The organism is Stenotrophomonas maltophilia (genome assembly GCF_001274595.1).
Lineage (GTDB): Bacteria > Pseudomonadota > Gammaproteobacteria > Xanthomonadales > Xanthomonadaceae > Stenotrophomonas > Stenotrophomonas forensis.
The window spans coordinates 1609540-1626878 of sequence record NZ_CP011010.1; the positions used below are offsets into that span (position 1 = coordinate 1609540).

Sequence of the window (17339 nt, forward strand, 5' to 3'; positions counted from 1 at the left end):
AAAGCGGGCAATTCTACCCGCATCCCGGCCCTCCCGCCGTCCGCCCGTGGCTGGTCGGCCCCGGCGGGGGCGCGGCGCGATTACGCCGCTGCCAGCTCCGCGTCGATCTGCCGCGAGCGGTCGAACGCCGTCATCGCGCTGATCCGTTCGATGTAGGCGGCCGTGGCCGGCGCCGGCTGCACCAGGCCGAAAGCACTGGTCCAGGCCAGCGCATTGCCCCACAGCACGTCGGCGGCGCTCATCGTCTCGCCCAGCAGGTACGGTCCCTGCGCCAGCTGGGCCTCGATCACCTGCAGCACGGTCTCGGCGTCGTTGTACGGCGACATCAGGCGCGGCGGCGGCTCGCGGTGCATCGCCTTGTCGATCATCGCCGGCTCGAAGCAGGCACCGTAGAAGGCCATCCAGCGCAGGTAGGGCCCGCGCAGGGCGTCACCGATCGGCGGTGCCAGCCCCGCTTCCGGGTACAGGTCGGCCAGGTACAGGTAGATCGCCACCTGTTCGGTCACCAGCGCACCGTTGTGGACGATGGCCGGTACCTTGCCCATCGGGTTGATGGCCAGGTAGGCCGGGGCCAGGTTGGCGCCGGCCTTCAGGTCCAGCACCTGCATGCGGTAGTCGGCACCCAGCGCTTCGAGCAGGGCCACGGCGCCGCTCGAGCGTGAACGGGCGGCGTGGTACAGGGTGATCTGGCGTGAGGTCATGGCATTGCTCCTTGCGGTGGGTGGTGAACTGGAGGCCATCCTGGGGCACTATTGCGGACGACTTCTGTCCTCGATCCTTCATGCGCCATACCGCCCATCGACTGCTGCGCCTGATCGCCCTGTTGCAGGCCCGCCGCCAGTGGTCGGGGGCCGAGCTGGCCGAACGCATGGGCGTGGACCGGCGCAGCATCCGCCGCGACATCGAGCGCCTGCGCGAACTGGGCTACCCGGTGCAGGCCTCGGCCGGAGTCGGCGGCGGCTACCAGCTGGGGGCCGGTGCGCCGGTACTGCCGATGCTGCTGGACGAAGAGGAAGCAACCACCCTGGCCATCGCCCTGCGCGCGGCCTCGGCCACTGTCGCCGGCATCGACGACACCGCACGCGGCCTGTTGTCCAAGCTGGATCCGCTGGTGCCAACCCGTCGTCGCCAGCAGGCCGGCGAGGTGCATGCCGCCACCGCCACGCTGTCGGACCTGCCCGCCACCGATGCACGCCTGCTCGGACGGCTGGCGCAGCACTGCCGGCAGGCGTCGCGATTGGCCTTCGAGTACCGCAGTGCGCAGGACGCGGTCACCCAGCGTGAGGTCGAAGCCCAGCATCTGGTCAACTATGGCCGCCGCTGGTACCTGCTGGCCTGGGATCTGGGCCGCCAGGACTGGCGCACCCTGCGCGTGGACCGGATGGGCGCGGTGCGCGAATGCACCGAGCCGGGCCTGCATCGGCGCACGCCGGCACCGCCGGATGTGATGGTGCGGCAGGCCGTCAGCCAGGCGCCGTTCGCGCTGCAGGCCATCCTGCGCCTGGCCGGCAGCCATTCCGAGCTGGAAGGCCGGATTCCGCCGTGGTGCGGGGTACTGGAGGCCGATGGCACCGACCATTGCCTGCTGCGGATGGGGGCCGAGAGCCGCGGCATGATGCTGGCGCAGATCCTCAGCCTGGACCGCGTGCCCGTGGCGCTGTGGACCACGCCCCCGGAGCTGCGCGACGAACTGGCGCAGCGCCTGGCGGGCCTGGGCCAGCTGCTGGCTGTGCCGTCGGTCACAGCCTGAGCCACGTCGCTTGGCAAGCCCCGGCGAAGCTGGGACACTCGCCGCCATGAAGGGGATACTGGGGACAACGGCGATCATCATCGCTGCGCTGACCGCTGCGCCGGCCAGCGCCGGAACCCTGTACAAGTGCCAGGGCGCCGACGGCGTCACCAGTTATGTGAGCAAGCGCGTGGCCGGCGCCGTCTGCAGCAGCATCAGCTACAGCCCCGATACCCGCCCGGCGCCGCGCCCTGTGGTGGCCGCGCCGAAACCCGCGCCAGCCACCACCGTGGCCAGCATCGAGCGCAATCCGGTTGCCGTCGCGGCCAGTGCTGCGACGCCTGCAGTGGCTGCACCCGCACCTGCACCTGCACCCGCTTCCGTGGCCACGGCCGCAACCGCCTCGCGCGGTGGGCGGATGGTCAGCGGCCAGGTCTATTCCTTCATGAAGGATGGCGTGCGCCACTACACCAGTGCGCGGCCGACCCAGGTGGCCAACCTGGGCCCGGTGCGGACCATCCGCTACAGCTTCATGGAGCGCTGCTACGCCTGCGGGGTCAATCCGCGCGTGGACTTCGGCACGGTGCGCCTGAACACCACGGCGTTCCAGAGCGAGATCACCTCGGCCGCGCGCGAGTTCGGTGTTGAGGAGGCCGTAGTGCGCGCGATCATCCACGCCGAATCCGCCTACAACCCGACCGCGCTCAGCCGTGCCGGTGCGCAGGGCCTGATGCAGCTGATGCCACCGACTGCCGCCCGCTTCGGCGTCAGTGATTCCTACGATGCCGGGCAGAACATCCGCGGCGGCGTGCAGTATCTGGCATGGTTGCTGAAACGCTTCAATGGCAACCTGACCCTCGCGGCAGCCGGCTACAACGCGGGCGAGGGCGCGGTCGACCGCCACGGCGGCGTGCCACCCTACAGTGAAACCCAGTACTACGTGCGCCGGGTCGGCCAGCTGGCCGACCGCTACCGCAGTGCCTTGAGCCACCAGTAGGTGCCGACCGTGGGTCGGCACGCTCTAAACGGTAGGTGCCGACTGTCAGTCGGCACGCCTTCAAAAGATTGTTGCAGTGCGTTGTGTGGCGCGCGACGGTTCCGCTACACTCGTCCAAGATTCAATGCGGCTCTGGCCCCCACCGGATCCGCTGGCAGCCTTAAAGCTACCTAATCAATATCGGAGTGCCGGATGGCCAACGATGGGGTACACGATCCAGTCAACACCGGACGTCGGCGTTTTCTTTCTGCCACCACAGCCGTGGTGGGCGCCGTCGGCGTCGGATTCACCGCAGTTCCTTTCATCAAGTCCTGGAACCCCAGTGCCCGCGCCAAGCTTGCCGGCGCACCGGTGGTGGCCGACATCAGCGCCCTGCAGGAAGGCCAACGCCTGATCGTGGAATGGCGCGGCCAGCCGATCTGGATCGTCAAGCGGTCCAAGGCGATCCTCGATGCGCTGCACGGACTGGATGGCCGCCTCAAGGACCCCGAGTCCGGCGAGAAGGACCAGCAGCCGGACTACGTGCTGAAGCAGAATCCCGAGCTGCGCTCGATCAAGCCGGACATCTCCGTGCTGGTCGGCCTGTGCACGCACCTGGGCTGCTCGCCTGAAATGGTCGCCGAGATCCGGCCCGAGCCCTACGACCCGCAGTGGAAGGGGGGGTATTTCTGCCCCTGCCACAAGTCGCGCTTCGACATGTCCGGCCGCGTCTTCAAGGACGTGCCGGCGCCCATCAACCTGAAGGTGCCCGCGCACCACTACCAGGACGACAACACCATCATCATCGGTGTCGATCCGCAGGGGGCAGCCTGATGGCCAATATCCTCAGCCGTACCGCCAGCGGCGTCGCCGACTGGGTCAATGCCCGCGCGCCGGGCCTGATGCCGGTGTACCGCAAGCATGTCAGCGAGTACTACGCGCCGAAGAACTTCAACATCTGGTACTACTTCGGTTCGCTGGCGCTGCTGGTGCTGGTCAACCAGATCGTCACCGGCATCTTCCTGACGATGCACTACAAGACCAACGCCGCCGAGGCGTTCGGTTCCATCGAATACATCATGCGTGACGTGGAGTGGGGCTGGCTGATCCGCTACATGCACTCCACCGGGGCCTCGCTGTTCTTCATCGTGGTCTACCTGCACATGTTCCGCGGCCTGCTGTACGGCAGCTACCAGAAGCCGCGCGAGCTGGTGTGGATCCTCGGCATGCTGATCTACCTGGTGCTGATGGCCGAAGCCTTCATGGGCTACGTGCTGCCGTGGGGCCAGATGTCGTTCTGGGGCGCCAAGGTGATCATCTCGCTGTTCGGCGCCATACCGGTCATCGGCAACGGCCTGACCGAATGGATCATGGGCGACTACCTGCCCAGCGACGCCACGCTCAACCGCTTCTTCGCGCTGCACGTCATCGCCCTGCCGCTGGTGCTGCTGCTGCTGGTGGTGCTGCATCTGGGCGCGCTGCACGAAGTGGGCTCGAACAACCCGGATGGCGTGGAGATCAAGAAGGGCCCGAAGGGCAACCGCTGGTCGCCGAATGCCCCGGCCGATGGCATTCCATTCCACCCGTACTACACGCTCAAGGATGGCGTCGGCGCCGGCTTCCTGCTGATCATCGCGGCCTTCATCATCTTCTTCGCGCCCGGTTTCGGCGGCCTGTTCCTGGAGCACGACAACTTCACCGAGGCCAACCGCCTGGTCACCCCGGAACACATCAAGCCGGTCTGGTACTACACGCCGTACTACGCGATGTTGCGCGTGGTGCCGAACAAGCTGGGCGGCGTGCTGGTGATGTTCTCGGCCATCGCGATCCTGTTCCTGGTGCCATGGCTGGACAAGGCGCGGGTGAAGTCGGTGCGCTACCGCGGCTGGATCTCGAAGGTGATGCTGGGCGTGCTGGCGGTGTGCTTCGTGTGGCTGGGTGTGATCGGTTCCGGCCCCGGCACCGACGTGCACGAGACCTACATCGGGCGGGTGCTGACCTTCCTGTACTTCGCGTTCTTCATCACCATGCCGCTATGGACAAGGTTGGACAAGACCAAGCCGGTACCGGAGAGGGTGACCACGCATGACTGAGCGCTGGATGGTCCGGCTGGCCCTGGCGGCCACCCTGATGCTGGGCAGTTTCCTGGCCTCCGCCGCCGAGGGCGGCACCAAGCTGCTGCAGGCCGGCAACGACCTCGGTGACCGCGCATCGCTGCAGCGCGGCGCGCAGCTGTACATGAACTACTGCTCCGGCTGCCACGCGCTGAAGTACCTGCGCTATTCGCGGATGGCGCAGGACCTGGGCCTGACCGAGGAAGAGGTGATGAACAACCTCAACTTCACCGGCTCGGCGATCGGCGACCCGATTCCGGTGGCGATGCCCAAGGAGAATGCCGAGAAATGGTTCGGCAAGATGCCGCCGGACCTCAGCCTGATCTCGCGTGTGCGGGGCAGTGACTGGGTCTACACCTACCTCAAGTCGTTCTACCTGGACAGCAGCCGGCCACTGGGCTGGAACAACGCGCTGTTTGCCAACGCGTCCATGCCCAACCCGCTGTGGGAGATGCAGGGCCTGCAGCATGCCGTGCACGGCAAGCCCGAGGCGCCGGGCATGGACCCGCCGGTGACCGGGCTCAAGATTGAAACACCGGGTTCGGTCGATGCCGGCCAGTACGACCAGGCCGTGCGCGACATCACCAACTTCCTCGAATACGCCGGCGAGCCGGCCGCGCTGAAGCGGCAGCAGCTGGGCGTGTGGGTGATCTTGTTCCTGGCCCTGCTGACCTTCCTGTTGTACCTGCTGAAGAAGGAATACTGGAAGGACGTTCACTGATTCTGCGGCCGGCCATCGCACGGGCCTATTGGCTTTTGTGATGGTCGGTTGCACACTCGGGGAGGAGTCGACCGCTGGCACGGTGCTGGCGGCGCCGATGCGGCAGGCGGTCTCCTGTCGTAGGAGAGCCTTTGATGGCGGCGAGCGTACGCATGCGCAATACACTGACGCTGTTTTCCTCGAACGACGATGTGCTGTGCCACCGTGTACGCCTGGTCCTGGCGGCCAAGGGGGTCACCTTCGACTTCGTTCCGGTCGATCCGCAGAACCCGCCTGAAGACCTGATCGACCTCAATCCGTACCACTCGGTGCCAACCCTGGTCGAGCGCGAACTGGTGCTGTATGCCGCGTCGGTGGTCAGCGAATACCTGGACGAGCGCTACCCGCATCCGCCGCTGATGCCGGTCGATCCGCTCTCGCGCGCGCGCATCCGCCTGGCCATGCTGCGCATCGAGCACGACTGGGTGCCGCAGGTGCAGGCCATCCAGCTGGGCAACAAGACCCAGGCCGAGGCCGGTCGCAAGCGCCTGAAGGAACTGCTGACTGCGTCGTTGCCGCTGTTCAAGGCCAGCAAGTTCTTCCTCAATCCGGAAATGAGCCTGGCCGACTGCGCGATGGCACCGATCATCTGGCGCCTGCAATCACTGGACGTGCCGCTGCCCAAGGACGGCAAGGCGATCGAGGACTACGGCAACCGCATCTTCCGCCACCCGGGTTTCGTCCGCAGCCTGACCGAGCAGGAAAAGAAGCTGCGCGATCTGCCGGTCTGATCCGGACATGCCTTACCCGTCTGCACGCCGACCGGTGTGCAGGCGATCCGCCCCGGCGGGGCGCCGGGCGCGTACACTTCACGCATGACCGAAGACTTCTTCCACATGACCAGCCACCGCCCGTACCTGCTGCGGGCGCTGGTGGAATGGATCAACGACAACCAGCTGACCCCGCACATCCTGGTCGACGCCGGCGTCCCCGGCGTGCAGGTCCCGCCTTCGGCGGTCAAGGATGGCCGGGTGGTGCTCAACATCGCCGAACGTGCCGTCGTGCGGTTGATGATCGACAACGAGATGGTGAGCTTCTCGGCGCGCTTCTCCGGCACCAGCTATCCGGTGCAGGTGCCTATCAGCGCCGTGCTGGCCGTCTACGCCCGCGAGACCGGGCAGGGCATGGCGCTGCCGGACGACATCCCGGGCAACGAGACCGCGCCGACCAGCGATGAACTGCTGCATGACGAAGGTACGCCGCCGGACGATACGCCGCCTGCCAGCCCGCCGCCCAAGGGTCGCCCGAACCTGCGCGTGGTCAAGTAACGATTCCGACGCCGCCCCGATGGGCGGCGTTTTTCATTTGCCGGTTCAGAGGTGGGTGCCGACCGTTGGTCGGCACGCCTTTAAACCTTACACATCCTCGGCATCGTCCACATCCGGCCGGATCTGGCTGATCCGTGCCGCGCCGGGCCCGGTAAACGAGATCAGCTGGTCGCCGCGCAGCACCATGCGGCCCACGTGGCGATCGATGCCGTCATAGGAATACTCGAACTTGAAGGTGCGCTCGAATCCGAGCCGGCCATCCTCGCCGCGCGACAGGCGCAGGCCGGTGGCGTGCACTGCCTGGTCCAGCCATTGCACATCGGCGGCGCGGCAGGCATTGCGGCCCAGCTCGACCGCGCGCTCGGCGGCCGAACGGGCGGCGTTCCAGAAGAAATAGATGATTCCGCCGGCAATCAGCAACAGCAGCAGGGTGGGCATGGCGTCAGCGGTCAGAGGTCGATCCGGCAAAGATGGCGGCGAACACGCGCTGGATCAAGCGCTGCAGTCACCGCCGCGGCTGCGGCTCGCTGGACACTGGCTGCGCGGGCACGATGGCCGGTTGCGGCGCCGGCGCGGTCTGCATCGGCGTCGCAGTGGGCGAGGGCATCACCAGGGGTGATGTGGCGGTCAGCTGCAGCAGTGCTGCCCAGTCCTGGCGGTTGAAGCTGCATTCGTCTTCGCGGCCCGGTGTGCAGCTGGGGTCGATGCCGGTGCTGCTGCGTTCGCGTGCCGGCGGCAGCTGGATCAGCCCGGTGCGGTCCAGCGGCAGCAGCCGCATTGCCACGGTATTCATCACATTGCCCCCCACCAGGTACAGGGTCTGGTCGCCGCCGAGGTTGGCCGCCACCACCACTTCGCAATGTGATTTCCAGTGGCCGACCGAACCATTGCCGAGCGCCTGTACCAGCCCGCTGTAGCTCAGCGTGGTGCTGCGGTCGCGCAGGAAGCACAGCAGATCGCCCGGCGCGGGCTTTGCGGTCGCGGGATCAACCAGCCGATAGGGCACACCGGAAGGGCCGCCCTGGTAGGCAGCACGGATGTAGTCGATGTGGCGCGGCGATGTGTTGAAGCCGGGCACGCCGGCACGCACCATCACCCAGGAAATGAAGGCGGCCGACCACGGGTTGTCGACCAGGAACGCGCGGCAGTCGCTGTCGGTGTAGCGCGTGCCCAGCGGCGCCAGGCAGCTGCTGGCGCCGGCGATGCTGCCCATCGCGTTGAGCGTGCCGCTGTCACGCCAATAGCCGGCCACGCGCTGCCAGGCGATCAGGCCGTTGTCGGCAAGATGCTCGCTCTCGGCCTCGGTGACGCTGAGGCTTGCAGCGCGACCATCGCGATCGATGAAGGGCCGGAACCACAGCCGGTGTTCGTTGCAGGCGGTGTTGCGGATGGCCACTGCCAACGGGCTCAGGCCGTAGCGGGGCGGTACGTCACAGGCCTCCGCAGCCGCTGCGGAAAAGGGGACGGTCGCGAGCAGAAGGCAGGCAGGCAAGAGCATCCGGCGCATGCGCGGCTCCTGTGGGGGATGGCCGCAGCGTCGCAGTGCCGTCGTGAACGCAGGGTGTGAGAACGGTAGTGCCGGCCGCTGGCCGGCACCATGCGACCGTCACCTCAACCCGGCGGCGGGCCCAGCTTCAACGACAGATCGATGGCCTGCACGTGCTTGGTCAGGCCGCCGATGGAAATGCAGTCCACGCCATCCTCGGCGATCGAGCGCAGGCCACCCAGGCCGACGCTGCCGGAGACTTCCAGAGGGATACGGCCGGCGGTGATGCGCACGGCCTCGCGGCGCAGGTCGGGGCTGAAGTCATCCAGCAGGATGCGTTCGCATCCGGCCTCCAGGGCCTGGCGCAGCTGCGCCAGATCCTCCACCTCGACCACCAGTGGCAGCGCGGGCCACTGCCGGCGTGCGCCTGCCACGGCGGCGGCCAGCGAACCGGCGGCGCGGATGTGGTTTTCCTTCAGCATCACCGTGTCGTACAGGCCGAAGCGGTGGTTGTCGCCGCCGCCACAGCGCACGGCGTACTTCTGCGCCAGGCGCAGGCCGGGCAGGGTCTTGCGGGTGTCGAGGATGCGCGTGCCGGTACCGGCCACGGCGGCCACATAGCGGGCAGTGGTGGTGGCGGTGCCGGACAGCGTCTGCAGGAAATTCAGCGAGGTGCGTTCGGCGCTGACCAGGCTGCGGCTGCGCCCGTACAGCAGGGCCAGCACGGTGCCTGCGGTGACCGCGTTGCCTTCGGAAACCTGCCATTCGATGCGCACGTCCGGGTCGAGCGCACGGTGGGTGGCGTCGAACCAGGGGCGGCCGGCAATCACCCCATCCTGCTTGCACAGCAGGTAGGCGCTGTCGGCCTGGTCGGGCAGCAGGGCGGCGGTGACGTCACCACTGCCCAGGTCCTCGGCCAGCGCACGCGCGACATCGGCGGCGACAACGGCCGCATCCGGCGTCGGCAGCGTGCTCATGCGGCCGGGAAGTCGGCGATCTGGGCGGTCGGGATGGCTTCCTCGGCCAGCAGCACCGGAATGCCGTCGTCGACGCGGAACACCTGCTTGCGGTCGCGGGTGACCAGCGCTTCGCGCAGCGGCTGCGCCAGCGGGTTGCCATCGGCCTTGTTCACCGCGCCGGCGGAAATGGCCTTGTTGAGGGCTTCCAGGCCCTTGCCATCCAGCAGGGACAGGGGCTGGCGGGTGTCCGGCGACACCAGCAGGTCGAGCAGCTTGCGATCCATGGTTCTTCGTCTTGCGTGGAAGATGGCTAGAATACGTCTTTAAGGCAGGTGACGGCCAATGACCCCCAACCCGATCGCGCCGCTTGTCGGCATCGTCATGGGTTCCCGTTCCGACTGGGAAACCATGCAGCACGCCGCCCAGAAGCTTGAAGCCCTGGGTGTTCCGTTCGAAGTGAAGGTGGTGTCCGCGCATCGGACGCCGGATGTGTTGTTCAGTTACGCCGAGCAGGCGGGCCCGCGTGGCCTGCGCGCGATCATCGCCGGTGCCGGCGGGGCCGCGCACCTGCCGGGCATGATCGCCGCCAAGACCGCCGTGCCGGTGCTGGGCGTGCCGGTGCAGTCCAAGGCCCTCAACGGCATGGATTCGCTGCTGTCGATCGTGCAGATGCCGGCCGGCATCCCGGTCGCCACCTTTGCCATCGGCAATGCCGGCGCCTCCAATGCCGCGCTGTTCGCTGCAGCGATGCTGGCCAGCGACCAGCCGGCGATCGGCCAGGCGCTCGACGCCTTCCGTGCGCGCCAGACCGAAGACGTGATGGCCCACGACGACCCGCGCCAATGAGCCTGACCGTCGGCATCCTGGGCGGCGGCCAGCTCGCCCGCATGATGGTCCTGGCCGGTGCGCCGCTGGGACTGCGCTTCGAACTGTACGATCCGGCGGCCGACGCCTGCAGTGGCCCGCTGGCGCCCCTGACGGTCGGCGCCTTCGATGACCGCCAGGCGCTGGCGGACTTCGCGGCGAAGGTGGATGTGGTCACCTTCGATTTCGAGAACGTACCCGCCGACAGCGCGCAGTTCCTGGCCGACCGCGTGCCGGTCTACCCGCCGCCGGCCGCGCTGGCCGTGGCCCAGGACCGGCTGAGCGAAAAGACCCTGTTCCAGCAGCTGGGCATCCCGCTGCCGGCCTTCGCCGACATCCGCAGCCGCGACGAGCTGGCTGAGAAGGCGGCCGCGTTCGGCCTGCCGTGCATTCTCAAGACCCGCCGCCTCGGCTATGACGGAAAGGGCCAGTTCCGCCTGCGCAGCGAGGCCGACATCGACGCCGCTTGGGATGCGCTGGGTGCGCAGGTCGAGCGCACGGGCCTGATCCTGGAGGGCTTCGTGGCCTTCCAGCGCGAGGTCAGCGTGGTCGCCGTGCGTGGCCGCGATGGCAGCTTCGAGGCGTGGCCGGTTACCGGCAACTGGCATGTCGACGGCGTGTTGTCGGCCAGCGTGGCGCCGGCCGTGCTGTCCGACGCCGAGCGGCAGGCTGCGATCGGCTATGCCCGTCGCGTTGCCGAGCACCTGCAGTACGTGGGCGTGTTCGCGCTGGAGCTGTTCTGCCGCGATGGCGAACTGCTGGCCAACGAGATGGCGCCGCGCGTGCACAACTCCGGGCACTGGACCATCGAAGGCAGCGAGACCTCGCAGTTCGAGAACCATCTGCGCGCCGTGCTTGGCCTGCCGCTGGGCAGCACCCGCATGCTCGGCCATGCCTGCATGCTGAACTGGCTGGGCGCGATGCCCGATCCTGCGCCAGTGCTGGCCCAGGCCAGCGGCCATTGGCACGACTACGGCAAGGAGCCACGCGAGGGCCGCAAGGTCGGTCATGCCACGCTGCGCGATGATGATGCTGCGGCACTGGCCGATGCGCTGGACCAGGTTGGGCTGGAGCTGGGCCGCCCGTCCCAGGTGGCGCCGGCCGCGCACGCCCTGCGCAATCGCTGAGCAGGAGGAATGCCGGCCAGCGGCCGGCATTCCCCGGTATTCCTGCAACGATGTGGCGCGCCGGTGCAGGCATCGGCGCAACGTTCCCGGTGGTAGCGTGGGGCTCCTTTCCCAGGAGTCACGACCATGCTTGACTGGAATGCCTACCGCAAGGAACTGAAGGGCCGCATCGGCGAGATCGGCAAGCTCTCGCCGGATACAGTGAAGGGGTATGCCACCCTGTCCAACGCCGGCGCGCAGACCAACCACCTTGATGCGAAGACCCGTGAGCTGATTGCGCTGGCGGTGGCGGTCACGACCCGCTGCGATGGCTGCATCACCGTGCACGTGGATGCCGCGTTGAAGCACGGCGCCAACCGCGAGGAGATTGCCGAAGCGTTGGGCGTGGCCGTGTCGCTCAATGCCGGCGCCGCGCTGGTCTATTCGGCGCGGGTGATGGACGCGGTGGCCGCACACGAGAGTGCGTGATGCCACGCTCTGCTTCCCGGTGGGTTGCCGGCCAGCGGCCGGCACTCCCCGCGGTCGAGCAGCCGGCTCAGCGCAGCTGGCTCTCGGCGAATTCCCAGTTGACCATCTGCCAGAACGCATCCAGGTAACGCCCACGGTCGTTCTGGTAGTCGGTGTAGTACGCGTGCTCCCAGACGTCGCAGCACAGCAGCGGGGTGCTGTCGCCGGTCAGCGGGGTGCCGGCATTGCGGGTGGCTTGGATGCCCAGCTGCCCGCCCGGGTGCTGCACCAGCCACACCCAGCCCGAGCCGAACAGGCCCAGCGCGGTGCGGTTGAATTCCTCGCGCAGGCGCTGCGCGTCGCCGAACTGGCGCTTGACCAGTTCGCCGAGCCGGCCCTGCGGCTCGCCGCCACCGCGAGGGCGCAGGCACTGCCAGTAGAAGCCGTGGTTCCAGGCCTGGGCGGCGGCATCGAACAGTTTGCCCTGGGCGTGGCGGACGATCTCTTCCAGTGACGCTTCTTCCCACTCGGTGCCCAGGATGCCGGCGTTGACCGCATCGACATAGGCGCGGTGGTGGCGGCCGTGGTGCAGTTCCAGGGTCTGTGCGGACAGGTGTGGCTGCAGGGAGCCGGAAAGGTAGGGCAGGGCGGGCAATTCGACGGGCATGGACAGGTTCGTGGCCAGAGGGGCGGCGGCAGCCGGTTCCATCCGCTTACAATGGCGGCTACCGTGGGCAGTCTAGCCGACCACCGCGGTCGGTTTGTCCGACGAAGCAAGGAGTGTGGTTGTGGCGGTGATGCAGCAAATCCAGGCCGAGGTCGATCGTTACCCGCTCGTGCTGTTCATGAAGGGCACCCCGCAGTACCCGATGTGCGGCTTCTCCAGCCGCGCCGTACAGGCATTGATGGCGGCCGGCGCCGTCGCCCTGCGCACCGTCAACGTGCTGGAAGAGCCCGAGATCCGCGCCAACCTTCCACGCTTCTCCAATCTGCCGACCTTCCCGCAGCTGTTCATCAATGGTGAGCTGATCGGCGGCTGCGACATCGTCCTGGAGCTGTTCGAGTCCGGCGAGCTCAAGCGCATCGTCGAAGAGGCGACCCAGGGATGAGTGCCTGGCCATCGACGTCACCGACCGACGGGGCGCGCGATGGCCGCCCGTTACAGGATCGCGTGGTGCTGGTTGCCGGTGCGGGCGGTGGCCTGGGCAGTGCCGCGGCGGTGGCTGCTGCAGCCGCCGGCGCCACGGTGGTGCTGCTGGGACGCAAGCCGCGCCGGCTGGATCGGGTCTACGCCCAGGTCCAAGCCGTCGGCGCGGAACCGCTGCTGTACCCGTTGGACCTTGAAGGGGCGGGCCCCGACGACTATGCCGAGCTGGCCCAGGCGCTTCAGCGCGAACTGGGGCGGCTGGATGGCCTGCTGGTCTGTGCGGCACACTTTCCCGGATTGACCCCGTTCGAACTGGCCGATCCGGCCAGTTTCGCCCGCGCGGTGCACGTCACCCTGACCGCCCCGGCGTGGTTGGCCCAGGCCTGCCTGCCGCTGCTGCGGCAACGTGAGGATGCCGCTCTGGTGTTCGCCGTCGACGCTCCGGAGCGGGTCGGGCAAGCCTACTGGGGCGGCTATGGTGTGGCCCAGCATGGCCTGCGTGGCCTGATCACCAGCCTGCACGACGAACTCGGCCGCAGCCCGGTGCGGGTCAGTGGCCTGTACCCGGGGCCGCTGCGTACGGCGCTGCGTGCCCGGGCCTACTCGGTTGACCAGGATCCGGCCGCGCAGGGCCCGGAAGCCGCGGCTGCCGCGGCGGTAACCCTGTTGTCCCGCGCCGGCCATGCCTGGCGGGGGCGGATTCTCGATGCCAGCGGAGCGTTTCCCGGCGAGTGAGTCCCGGGGAAAGACGGAGTGAAGAACCCGTCACGATTGCGTTGCGATCTGGTGCCGTTTGTCGCACAACCGTCACATTGATGGCGTAGCGTGTTAATCTAGTGTTAACCGTTATGGCTGCCTTCAGCCAAGCGGTAGGGAACCCCAGATAACTCTCCGACCAGCCACCCGCAGGGCTGTTTGGATGCGCTTTTTTTCCGCCATCGCCAACTCGCATCGAGGCTACCGAAAAATGACCCACCCACTCCGGATGTCCAAGCTTACCCTTGGTCTCGTGGCTGCACTCGCCGCCGCTCCCGCCTTCGCCCAGAGCACCTCCGCCGGTGTCGGCGGCCAGGTGATGTCCGCCGCAGGCCAGCCTGTCGCCGGTGCTGAAGTCACCATCACCCACACCGAGTCGGGCACCGTTTCGCGTGCCACCACCGATGCGTCGGGTCGATACAATGCGCGCGGCCTGCGCGTGGGTGGTCCGTACACCATCACCATCACCAAGCCGGGTGCTGGCACCAAGACCGAAGAAGGTGTCTACCTGAACCTGAACCAGGTCAACACCGTCAACGCCAACCTGGGCGGTGACCTGGCTGCCACCAACCTGGACGCGGTCAATGTTGTTGCCGCTGCCGTGGGCAGCGATCTGTTCAGCGCCTACAAGATGGGCACCGGCACCAACGTCAACCGCGAGACGCTGGAGTCGCTGCCGTCGGTGAACCGCAACATCCAGGACTACATCCGCCTGGATCCGCGCATCTCGCAGGTCAGCAAGGCTGACGGCGCGATCTCGGTCGGTGGCCAGAACACCCGTTACAACGCCATCCGCATCGACGGCATCGGCGCCGGCGACCCGTTCGGCCTGGAATCCAACAACCTGCCGACCGAGCGTCAGCCGGTGTCGATGGATGCGATCCAGGAAATCAACATCGACATCGCCAACTATGACACCACCATCGCCGGCGGTACCGGTGCGGTGATCAATGCGGTGACCAAGTCGGGTACCAACAACTTCGGCGGCACCGTGTACTACGCGTACCGCGACAAGGACATGGTCCGCAAGGAGCTGGACGGCGTCCGCTTCAACGGCTTCGATGACGAGAAGACCTACGGCATGACCTTCGGCGGCCCGATCGTCAAGGACAAGCTGTTCTTCTTCGCCAACTACGAGAAGATGGAGCGCTCGGCTCCGGGCGTCAGCCTGACCGATTCGCCGTACGGCAAGGGCACCATCACCGATGCCGACATCGCCCGTGCGCAGCAGATCGCCACCGGTTACGGCTTCGACGCAGGCTCGCTCAATCCCCCGGCCAACAAGACCGAGGTGGAAGAGTACGCGCTGAAGATCGACTGGAACATCAACGAGAACCACCGCGCCGCGGTGCGTTACAACAAGCTCGAGCAGAACGTCGTCCGCTTCCCGCAGATCAGCAACAGCGCGATCTCGCTGAGCACCTTCTGGTACCAGCAGCCGAAGACCTACGAATCCTGGATGGGTGAACTGTTCAGCGACTGGTCCGAGAACTTCTCGACCGAGTTCAAGATCTCGCACAAGGAATACACCTCGGTCCGTACCACCCCGTCCAGCCTGCCGCAGATCCAGGTCCGTGGTTTCGGTGCCAGCGGCAATGACTCGCTGTACTTCGGTACCGAGCAGAACTCGCATGTCAATGCAGTCGAGAGCAAGGAGCTGAGCGCCTTCGGTGCCGCCAACTGGTACATCGGCGACCACACCGTCAAGTTCGGTTTCGACTACTCCAAGAACGACCTGATGAACTACTACGGCCGCAACGTCAACGGCGCGTATGTGTTCAACAACCTGGCTGATTTCGCAGCGGGCCGCGTCAACCAGTACGTGGTGCGTGCCCCGCGCGCGGGTGGCAGCTACGACGACATCCCGGCCAATTACACCCTGAAGAACACCGGTCTGTTCATCCAGGACAGCTGGGCGGTCAACAGCAACCTGACCGTGCAGGGCGGCGTCCGCGTCGACATGCCGGACTTCAGCAACCAGCGCCTGTACAACCCGCGCATCATGGAGCTGTACGGCTACGACAACACCAAGCTGCCCGACAAGAAGCTGGTGCAGCCGCGCTTCGGCTTCAACTACACCTTCGACAGCGATCGTCCGACCCAGCTGCGTGGCGGCGTGGGCCTGTTCGGTGGCGCGGCCCCGAACGTGTGGCTGGCAGGTGCCTACCAGAACACCGGCCTGAACTACACCGAGTACACCGTTCGTAACCAGACCGGCATTTTCACCCCGAACACCAACCCGCCGTACATCCCGGCTGCGGGTGCCGGTGCTCGCCAGAACGTCGACATCGCCGCGCCGGACCTGAAGCTGCCGTCGGTGTGGAAGTCGAACCTTGCCTTCGACCACGAACTGCCGTGGTACGGCATCGTCGCGTCGGCTGAGTTCCTGTACACCAAGGTCAAGAGCGGCATCTACTTCGAGCGCCTGGACCTGTACAAGAACGCTGGTGGCCCGTCATACACCCGTATCGGCCAGGACGGTCGTGAGCTGTACTGGAACCCGCAGGGCTACGTGCCGTGCGCCGGCACCAACTGCTCGATCCGCGAAGGCGCGACCGCCGTCGGCGGTGGCACCGTGGGTGGCAAGGCCAACCGTCCGGATGACATCGGCGACGTGCTGCTGATGCGCAACACCGACAAGGGCAGCAGCCGCCAGTTCACCGTCGGCCTGAACAAGCCGCTGACCGAGAACTGGGGCTGGTCGCTGGCCTACACCTACACCGCCGCGAAGGAAGTCAGCCCGCTGACCAGCTCGCAGAACACCTCCAACTGGGGCAGCACCCTGATCGGCACCGCCAACGAGAACGTGGCCTATGATTCGCGCTACGCGATCAAGGACCGCGTGACCGGTTCGATCAACTGGAAGAAGGCGTTCTTCGGCAACTACAACACCACCGTGGGCCTGTTCTACGAAGGTCGTTCGGGTCGTCCGTTCAGCTACATCTACTACAACGACATGAACGGCGACGCCGCTGCCACCACCGGCGCCGGCTACTTCAACGACCTGTTCTACGTGCCGAACGGCCCGGGCGACGTCAAGTTCACCGGCGGCGCGACGATGGAGAAGGCCTTCTTCGACTGGCTGGCTGCCAACCCGCAGCTGGCGAAGTACCAGGGCCAGATCGCCCCGGCCAACGCCTTCCGCACCAAGTGGGTCAACAGCTTCGACCTGCACATCGCCCAGGAATTCCCGGGCTTCGTGAAGGAGCACAAGGGTGAGCTGGCGCTGGACATCATGAATGTCGGCAACCTGCTCAACAAGAAGTGGGGCCGCATCGAAGATTACGGCTTCAACTCGACCGCCCGCGTGGCCAGCTACGCAGGTATCGATCCGGCCACCGGCAAGTACATCTACAACTTCACCGGCAGCACCGATACCCCGACCATCCAGGAAAACAACAACGACAAGGGCAACACCGGCGTGTCGCGTTGGTCGATGCAGCTGACCCTGAAGTACAAGTTCTGATCCGTCAGAGCCTGAAGATGTAAGTGGAAACGGCCGGGGAAACCCGGCCGTTTTCCGTTCAGGCGAAAGTCCTTGCAGGCGGCTCTGCATGGGCGTAGCATCCAGAAATGTGCGCGGCGCCAATGCCGCCGAAGCGGTCCCAGGCAGGTGATCACGGGCAGCACATATCCAACGGTCGGGTTTCCCGGCCGTTTTGCTTTTTAAGGGGGCGGCAGTACAGTCGGAAACCTTGAAGGAAGC

19 protein-coding genes are annotated in these 17339 nt (G+C 66.7%); 13 read left to right on the plus strand and 6 right to left on the minus strand.

Annotated features, from left to right (window positions below):
* Positions 1 to 80 precede the first annotated feature (80 nt).
* Entirely contained in the window at positions 81 to 701 is a 621-nt protein-coding gene (locus VN11_RS07365; protein WP_008264796.1) for a glutathione S-transferase family protein, read from the minus strand.
* Between the two features lie 80 nt (positions 702 to 781).
* Here VN11_RS07365 and VN11_RS07370 point away from each other — a divergent pair, with 80 nt between their 5' ends.
* From VN11_RS07370 to VN11_RS07400, 7 genes are all read left to right on the plus strand, one after another.
* Entirely contained in the window at positions 782 to 1750 is a 969-nt protein-coding gene (locus VN11_RS07370; RefSeq protein WP_053449281.1) for a helix-turn-helix transcriptional regulator, read from the plus strand.
* A gap of 46 nt (positions 1751 to 1796) precedes the next feature.
* On the plus strand, positions 1797 to 2726 hold the full coding sequence (locus tag VN11_RS07375) for a lytic transglycosylase domain-containing protein (RefSeq protein ID WP_053449282.1): 930 nt from the start codon (positions 1797 to 1799) through the stop codon (positions 2724 to 2726).
* Positions 2727 to 2918: 192 nt separating this feature from the next.
* A complete protein-coding gene (petA, locus tag VN11_RS07380) occupies positions 2919 to 3539 on the plus strand; it encodes a ubiquinol-cytochrome c reductase iron-sulfur subunit (protein ID WP_004151998.1) in 621 nt (206 codons plus the stop codon).
* Positions 3539 to 4798, plus strand: a complete 1260-nt coding sequence (locus VN11_RS07385; RefSeq protein WP_006429450.1) for a cytochrome b — start codon at positions 3539 to 3541, stop codon at positions 4796 to 4798. The genes petA and VN11_RS07385 overlap by 1 nt, the downstream gene beginning before the upstream one ends.
* Positions 4791 to 5540 (plus strand): cytochrome c1, encoded by a 750-nt coding sequence (locus VN11_RS07390; RefSeq protein ID WP_053449283.1) that lies wholly within the window; start codon positions 4791 to 4793, stop codon positions 5538 to 5540. Before VN11_RS07385 ends, VN11_RS07390 begins: the two co-directional genes overlap by 8 nt.
* A 134-nt stretch (positions 5541 to 5674) precedes the next feature.
* Complete coding sequence (locus tag VN11_RS07395) at positions 5675 to 6310, plus strand: glutathione S-transferase N-terminal domain-containing protein (RefSeq protein WP_005415948.1); 636 nt, start codon at positions 5675 to 5677, stop codon at positions 6308 to 6310.
* Positions 6311 to 6394: 84 nt separating this feature from the next.
* Positions 6395 to 6847, plus strand: a complete 453-nt coding sequence (locus VN11_RS07400; RefSeq protein WP_008264860.1) for a ClpXP protease specificity-enhancing factor — start codon at positions 6395 to 6397, stop codon at positions 6845 to 6847.
* Between the two features lie 87 nt (positions 6848 to 6934).
* Here VN11_RS07400 and VN11_RS07405 read toward each other — a convergent pair whose 3' ends face one another.
* From VN11_RS07405 to VN11_RS07420, 4 genes are all read right to left on the minus strand, one after another.
* Positions 6935 to 7285 carry a DUF3301 domain-containing protein gene (locus VN11_RS07405; protein ID WP_049436544.1) on the minus strand — a complete coding sequence of 117 codons (351 nt, stop codon included), beginning with the start codon at positions 7283 to 7285 and terminating at the stop codon, positions 6935 to 6937.
* Positions 7286 to 7352: 67 nt separating this feature from the next.
* On the minus strand, positions 7353 to 8354 hold the full coding sequence (locus tag VN11_RS07410; protein ID WP_053449284.1) for a DUF2272 domain-containing protein: 1002 nt from the start codon (positions 8352 to 8354) through the stop codon (positions 7353 to 7355).
* A 104-nt stretch (positions 8355 to 8458) separates the two neighbouring features.
* Positions 8459 to 9310, minus strand: coding sequence for a carboxylating nicotinate-nucleotide diphosphorylase (nadC, locus tag VN11_RS07415; protein WP_053449285.1), 852 nt, complete (start codon positions 9308 to 9310; stop codon positions 8459 to 8461).
* A complete protein-coding gene (locus tag VN11_RS07420; RefSeq protein ID WP_005408847.1) occupies positions 9307 to 9576 on the minus strand; it encodes a Trm112 family protein in 270 nt (89 codons plus the stop codon). The genes nadC and VN11_RS07420 overlap by 4 nt, the downstream gene beginning before the upstream one ends.
* Before the next feature lie 58 nt (positions 9577 to 9634).
* On the opposite strand from VN11_RS07420, the gene purE reads away from it, so the two are divergent.
* The 3 genes from purE (at position 9635) to VN11_RS07435 (ending at position 11751) form a co-directional block, all read left to right on the plus strand.
* The gene (purE, locus tag VN11_RS07425) at positions 9635 to 10138 is read left to right on the plus strand and encodes a 5-(carboxyamino)imidazole ribonucleotide mutase (RefSeq protein WP_005412808.1); all 504 of its coding nucleotides are present in this window, start codon (positions 9635 to 9637) and stop codon (positions 10136 to 10138) included.
* Entirely contained in the window at positions 10135 to 11283 is a 1149-nt protein-coding gene (locus VN11_RS07430; RefSeq protein WP_053449286.1) for a 5-(carboxyamino)imidazole ribonucleotide synthase, read from the plus strand. The genes purE and VN11_RS07430 overlap by 4 nt, the downstream gene beginning before the upstream one ends.
* Before the next feature lie 126 nt (positions 11284 to 11409).
* On the plus strand, positions 11410 to 11751 hold the full coding sequence (locus tag VN11_RS07435; RefSeq protein ID WP_006429504.1) for a carboxymuconolactone decarboxylase family protein: 342 nt from the start codon (positions 11410 to 11412) through the stop codon (positions 11749 to 11751).
* 67 nt (positions 11752 to 11818) lie between these two features.
* On the opposite strand, the gene VN11_RS07440 is transcribed toward VN11_RS07435, so the two are convergent.
* Positions 11819 to 12397, minus strand: coding sequence for a superoxide dismutase (locus VN11_RS07440; protein ID WP_053451274.1), 579 nt, complete (start codon positions 12395 to 12397; stop codon positions 11819 to 11821).
* A gap of 121 nt (positions 12398 to 12518) precedes the next feature.
* On the opposite strand from VN11_RS07440, the gene grxD reads away from it, so the two are divergent.
* The 3 genes from grxD (at position 12519) to VN11_RS07455 (ending at position 17099) form a co-directional block, all read left to right on the plus strand.
* Positions 12519 to 12839 carry a Grx4 family monothiol glutaredoxin gene (gene grxD, locus VN11_RS07445; RefSeq protein WP_053449287.1) on the plus strand — a complete coding sequence of 107 codons (321 nt, stop codon included), beginning with the start codon at positions 12519 to 12521 and terminating at the stop codon, positions 12837 to 12839.
* Positions 12836 to 13612, plus strand: coding sequence for an SDR family NAD(P)-dependent oxidoreductase (locus VN11_RS07450; RefSeq protein WP_053449288.1), 777 nt, complete (start codon positions 12836 to 12838; stop codon positions 13610 to 13612). Before grxD ends, VN11_RS07450 begins: the two co-directional genes overlap by 4 nt.
* Positions 13613 to 13844: 232 nt before the next feature.
* Positions 13845 to 17099 carry a TonB-dependent receptor gene (locus VN11_RS07455; protein ID WP_053449289.1) on the plus strand — a complete coding sequence of 1085 codons (3255 nt, stop codon included), beginning with the start codon at positions 13845 to 13847 and terminating at the stop codon, positions 17097 to 17099.
* Positions 17100 to 17339: the final 240 nt, after the last annotated feature.

Excerpts from the sequence above, each read along its gene's own strand:
- VN11_RS07365 (WP_008264796.1), bottom strand. The coding sequence starts at position 701 with ATGACCTCACGCCAGATCACCCTGTACCACGCCGCCCGTTCACGCTCG.
- VN11_RS07370 (WP_053449281.1), top strand. The coding sequence starts at position 782 with ATGCGCCATACCGCCCATCGACTGCTGCGCCTGATCGCCCTGTTGCAG.
- VN11_RS07375 (WP_053449282.1), top strand. The coding sequence starts at position 1,797 with ATGAAGGGGATACTGGGGACAACGGCGATCATCATCGCTGCGCTGACC.
- petA (WP_004151998.1), top strand. The coding sequence starts at position 2,919 with ATGGCCAACGATGGGGTACACGATCCAGTCAACACCGGACGTCGGCGT.
- VN11_RS07385 (WP_006429450.1), top strand. The coding sequence starts at position 3,539 with ATGGCCAATATCCTCAGCCGTACCGCCAGCGGCGTCGCCGACTGGGTC.
- VN11_RS07390 (WP_053449283.1), top strand. The coding sequence starts at position 4,791 with ATGACTGAGCGCTGGATGGTCCGGCTGGCCCTGGCGGCCACCCTGATG.
- VN11_RS07395 (WP_005415948.1), top strand. The coding sequence starts at position 5,675 with ATGGCGGCGAGCGTACGCATGCGCAATACACTGACGCTGTTTTCCTCG.
- VN11_RS07400 (WP_008264860.1), top strand. The coding sequence starts at position 6,395 with ATGACCGAAGACTTCTTCCACATGACCAGCCACCGCCCGTACCTGCTG.
- VN11_RS07405 (WP_049436544.1), bottom strand. The coding sequence starts at position 7,285 with ATGCCCACCCTGCTGCTGTTGCTGATTGCCGGCGGAATCATCTATTTC.
- VN11_RS07410 (WP_053449284.1), bottom strand. The coding sequence starts at position 8,354 with ATGCGCCGGATGCTCTTGCCTGCCTGCCTTCTGCTCGCGACCGTCCCC.
- nadC (WP_053449285.1), bottom strand. The coding sequence starts at position 9,310 with ATGAGCACGCTGCCGACGCCGGATGCGGCCGTTGTCGCCGCCGATGTC.
- VN11_RS07420 (WP_005408847.1), bottom strand. The coding sequence starts at position 9,576 with ATGGATCGCAAGCTGCTCGACCTGCTGGTGTCGCCGGACACCCGCCAG.
- purE (WP_005412808.1), top strand. The coding sequence starts at position 9,635 with ATGACCCCCAACCCGATCGCGCCGCTTGTCGGCATCGTCATGGGTTCC.
- VN11_RS07430 (WP_053449286.1), top strand. The coding sequence starts at position 10,135 with ATGAGCCTGACCGTCGGCATCCTGGGCGGCGGCCAGCTCGCCCGCATG.
- VN11_RS07435 (WP_006429504.1), top strand. The coding sequence starts at position 11,410 with ATGCTTGACTGGAATGCCTACCGCAAGGAACTGAAGGGCCGCATCGGC.
- VN11_RS07440 (WP_053451274.1), bottom strand. The coding sequence starts at position 12,397 with ATGCCCGTCGAATTGCCCGCCCTGCCCTACCTTTCCGGCTCCCTGCAG.
- VN11_RS07450 (WP_053449288.1), top strand. The coding sequence starts at position 12,836 with ATGAGTGCCTGGCCATCGACGTCACCGACCGACGGGGCGCGCGATGGC.
- VN11_RS07455 (WP_053449289.1), top strand. The coding sequence starts at position 13,845 with ATGACCCACCCACTCCGGATGTCCAAGCTTACCCTTGGTCTCGTGGCT.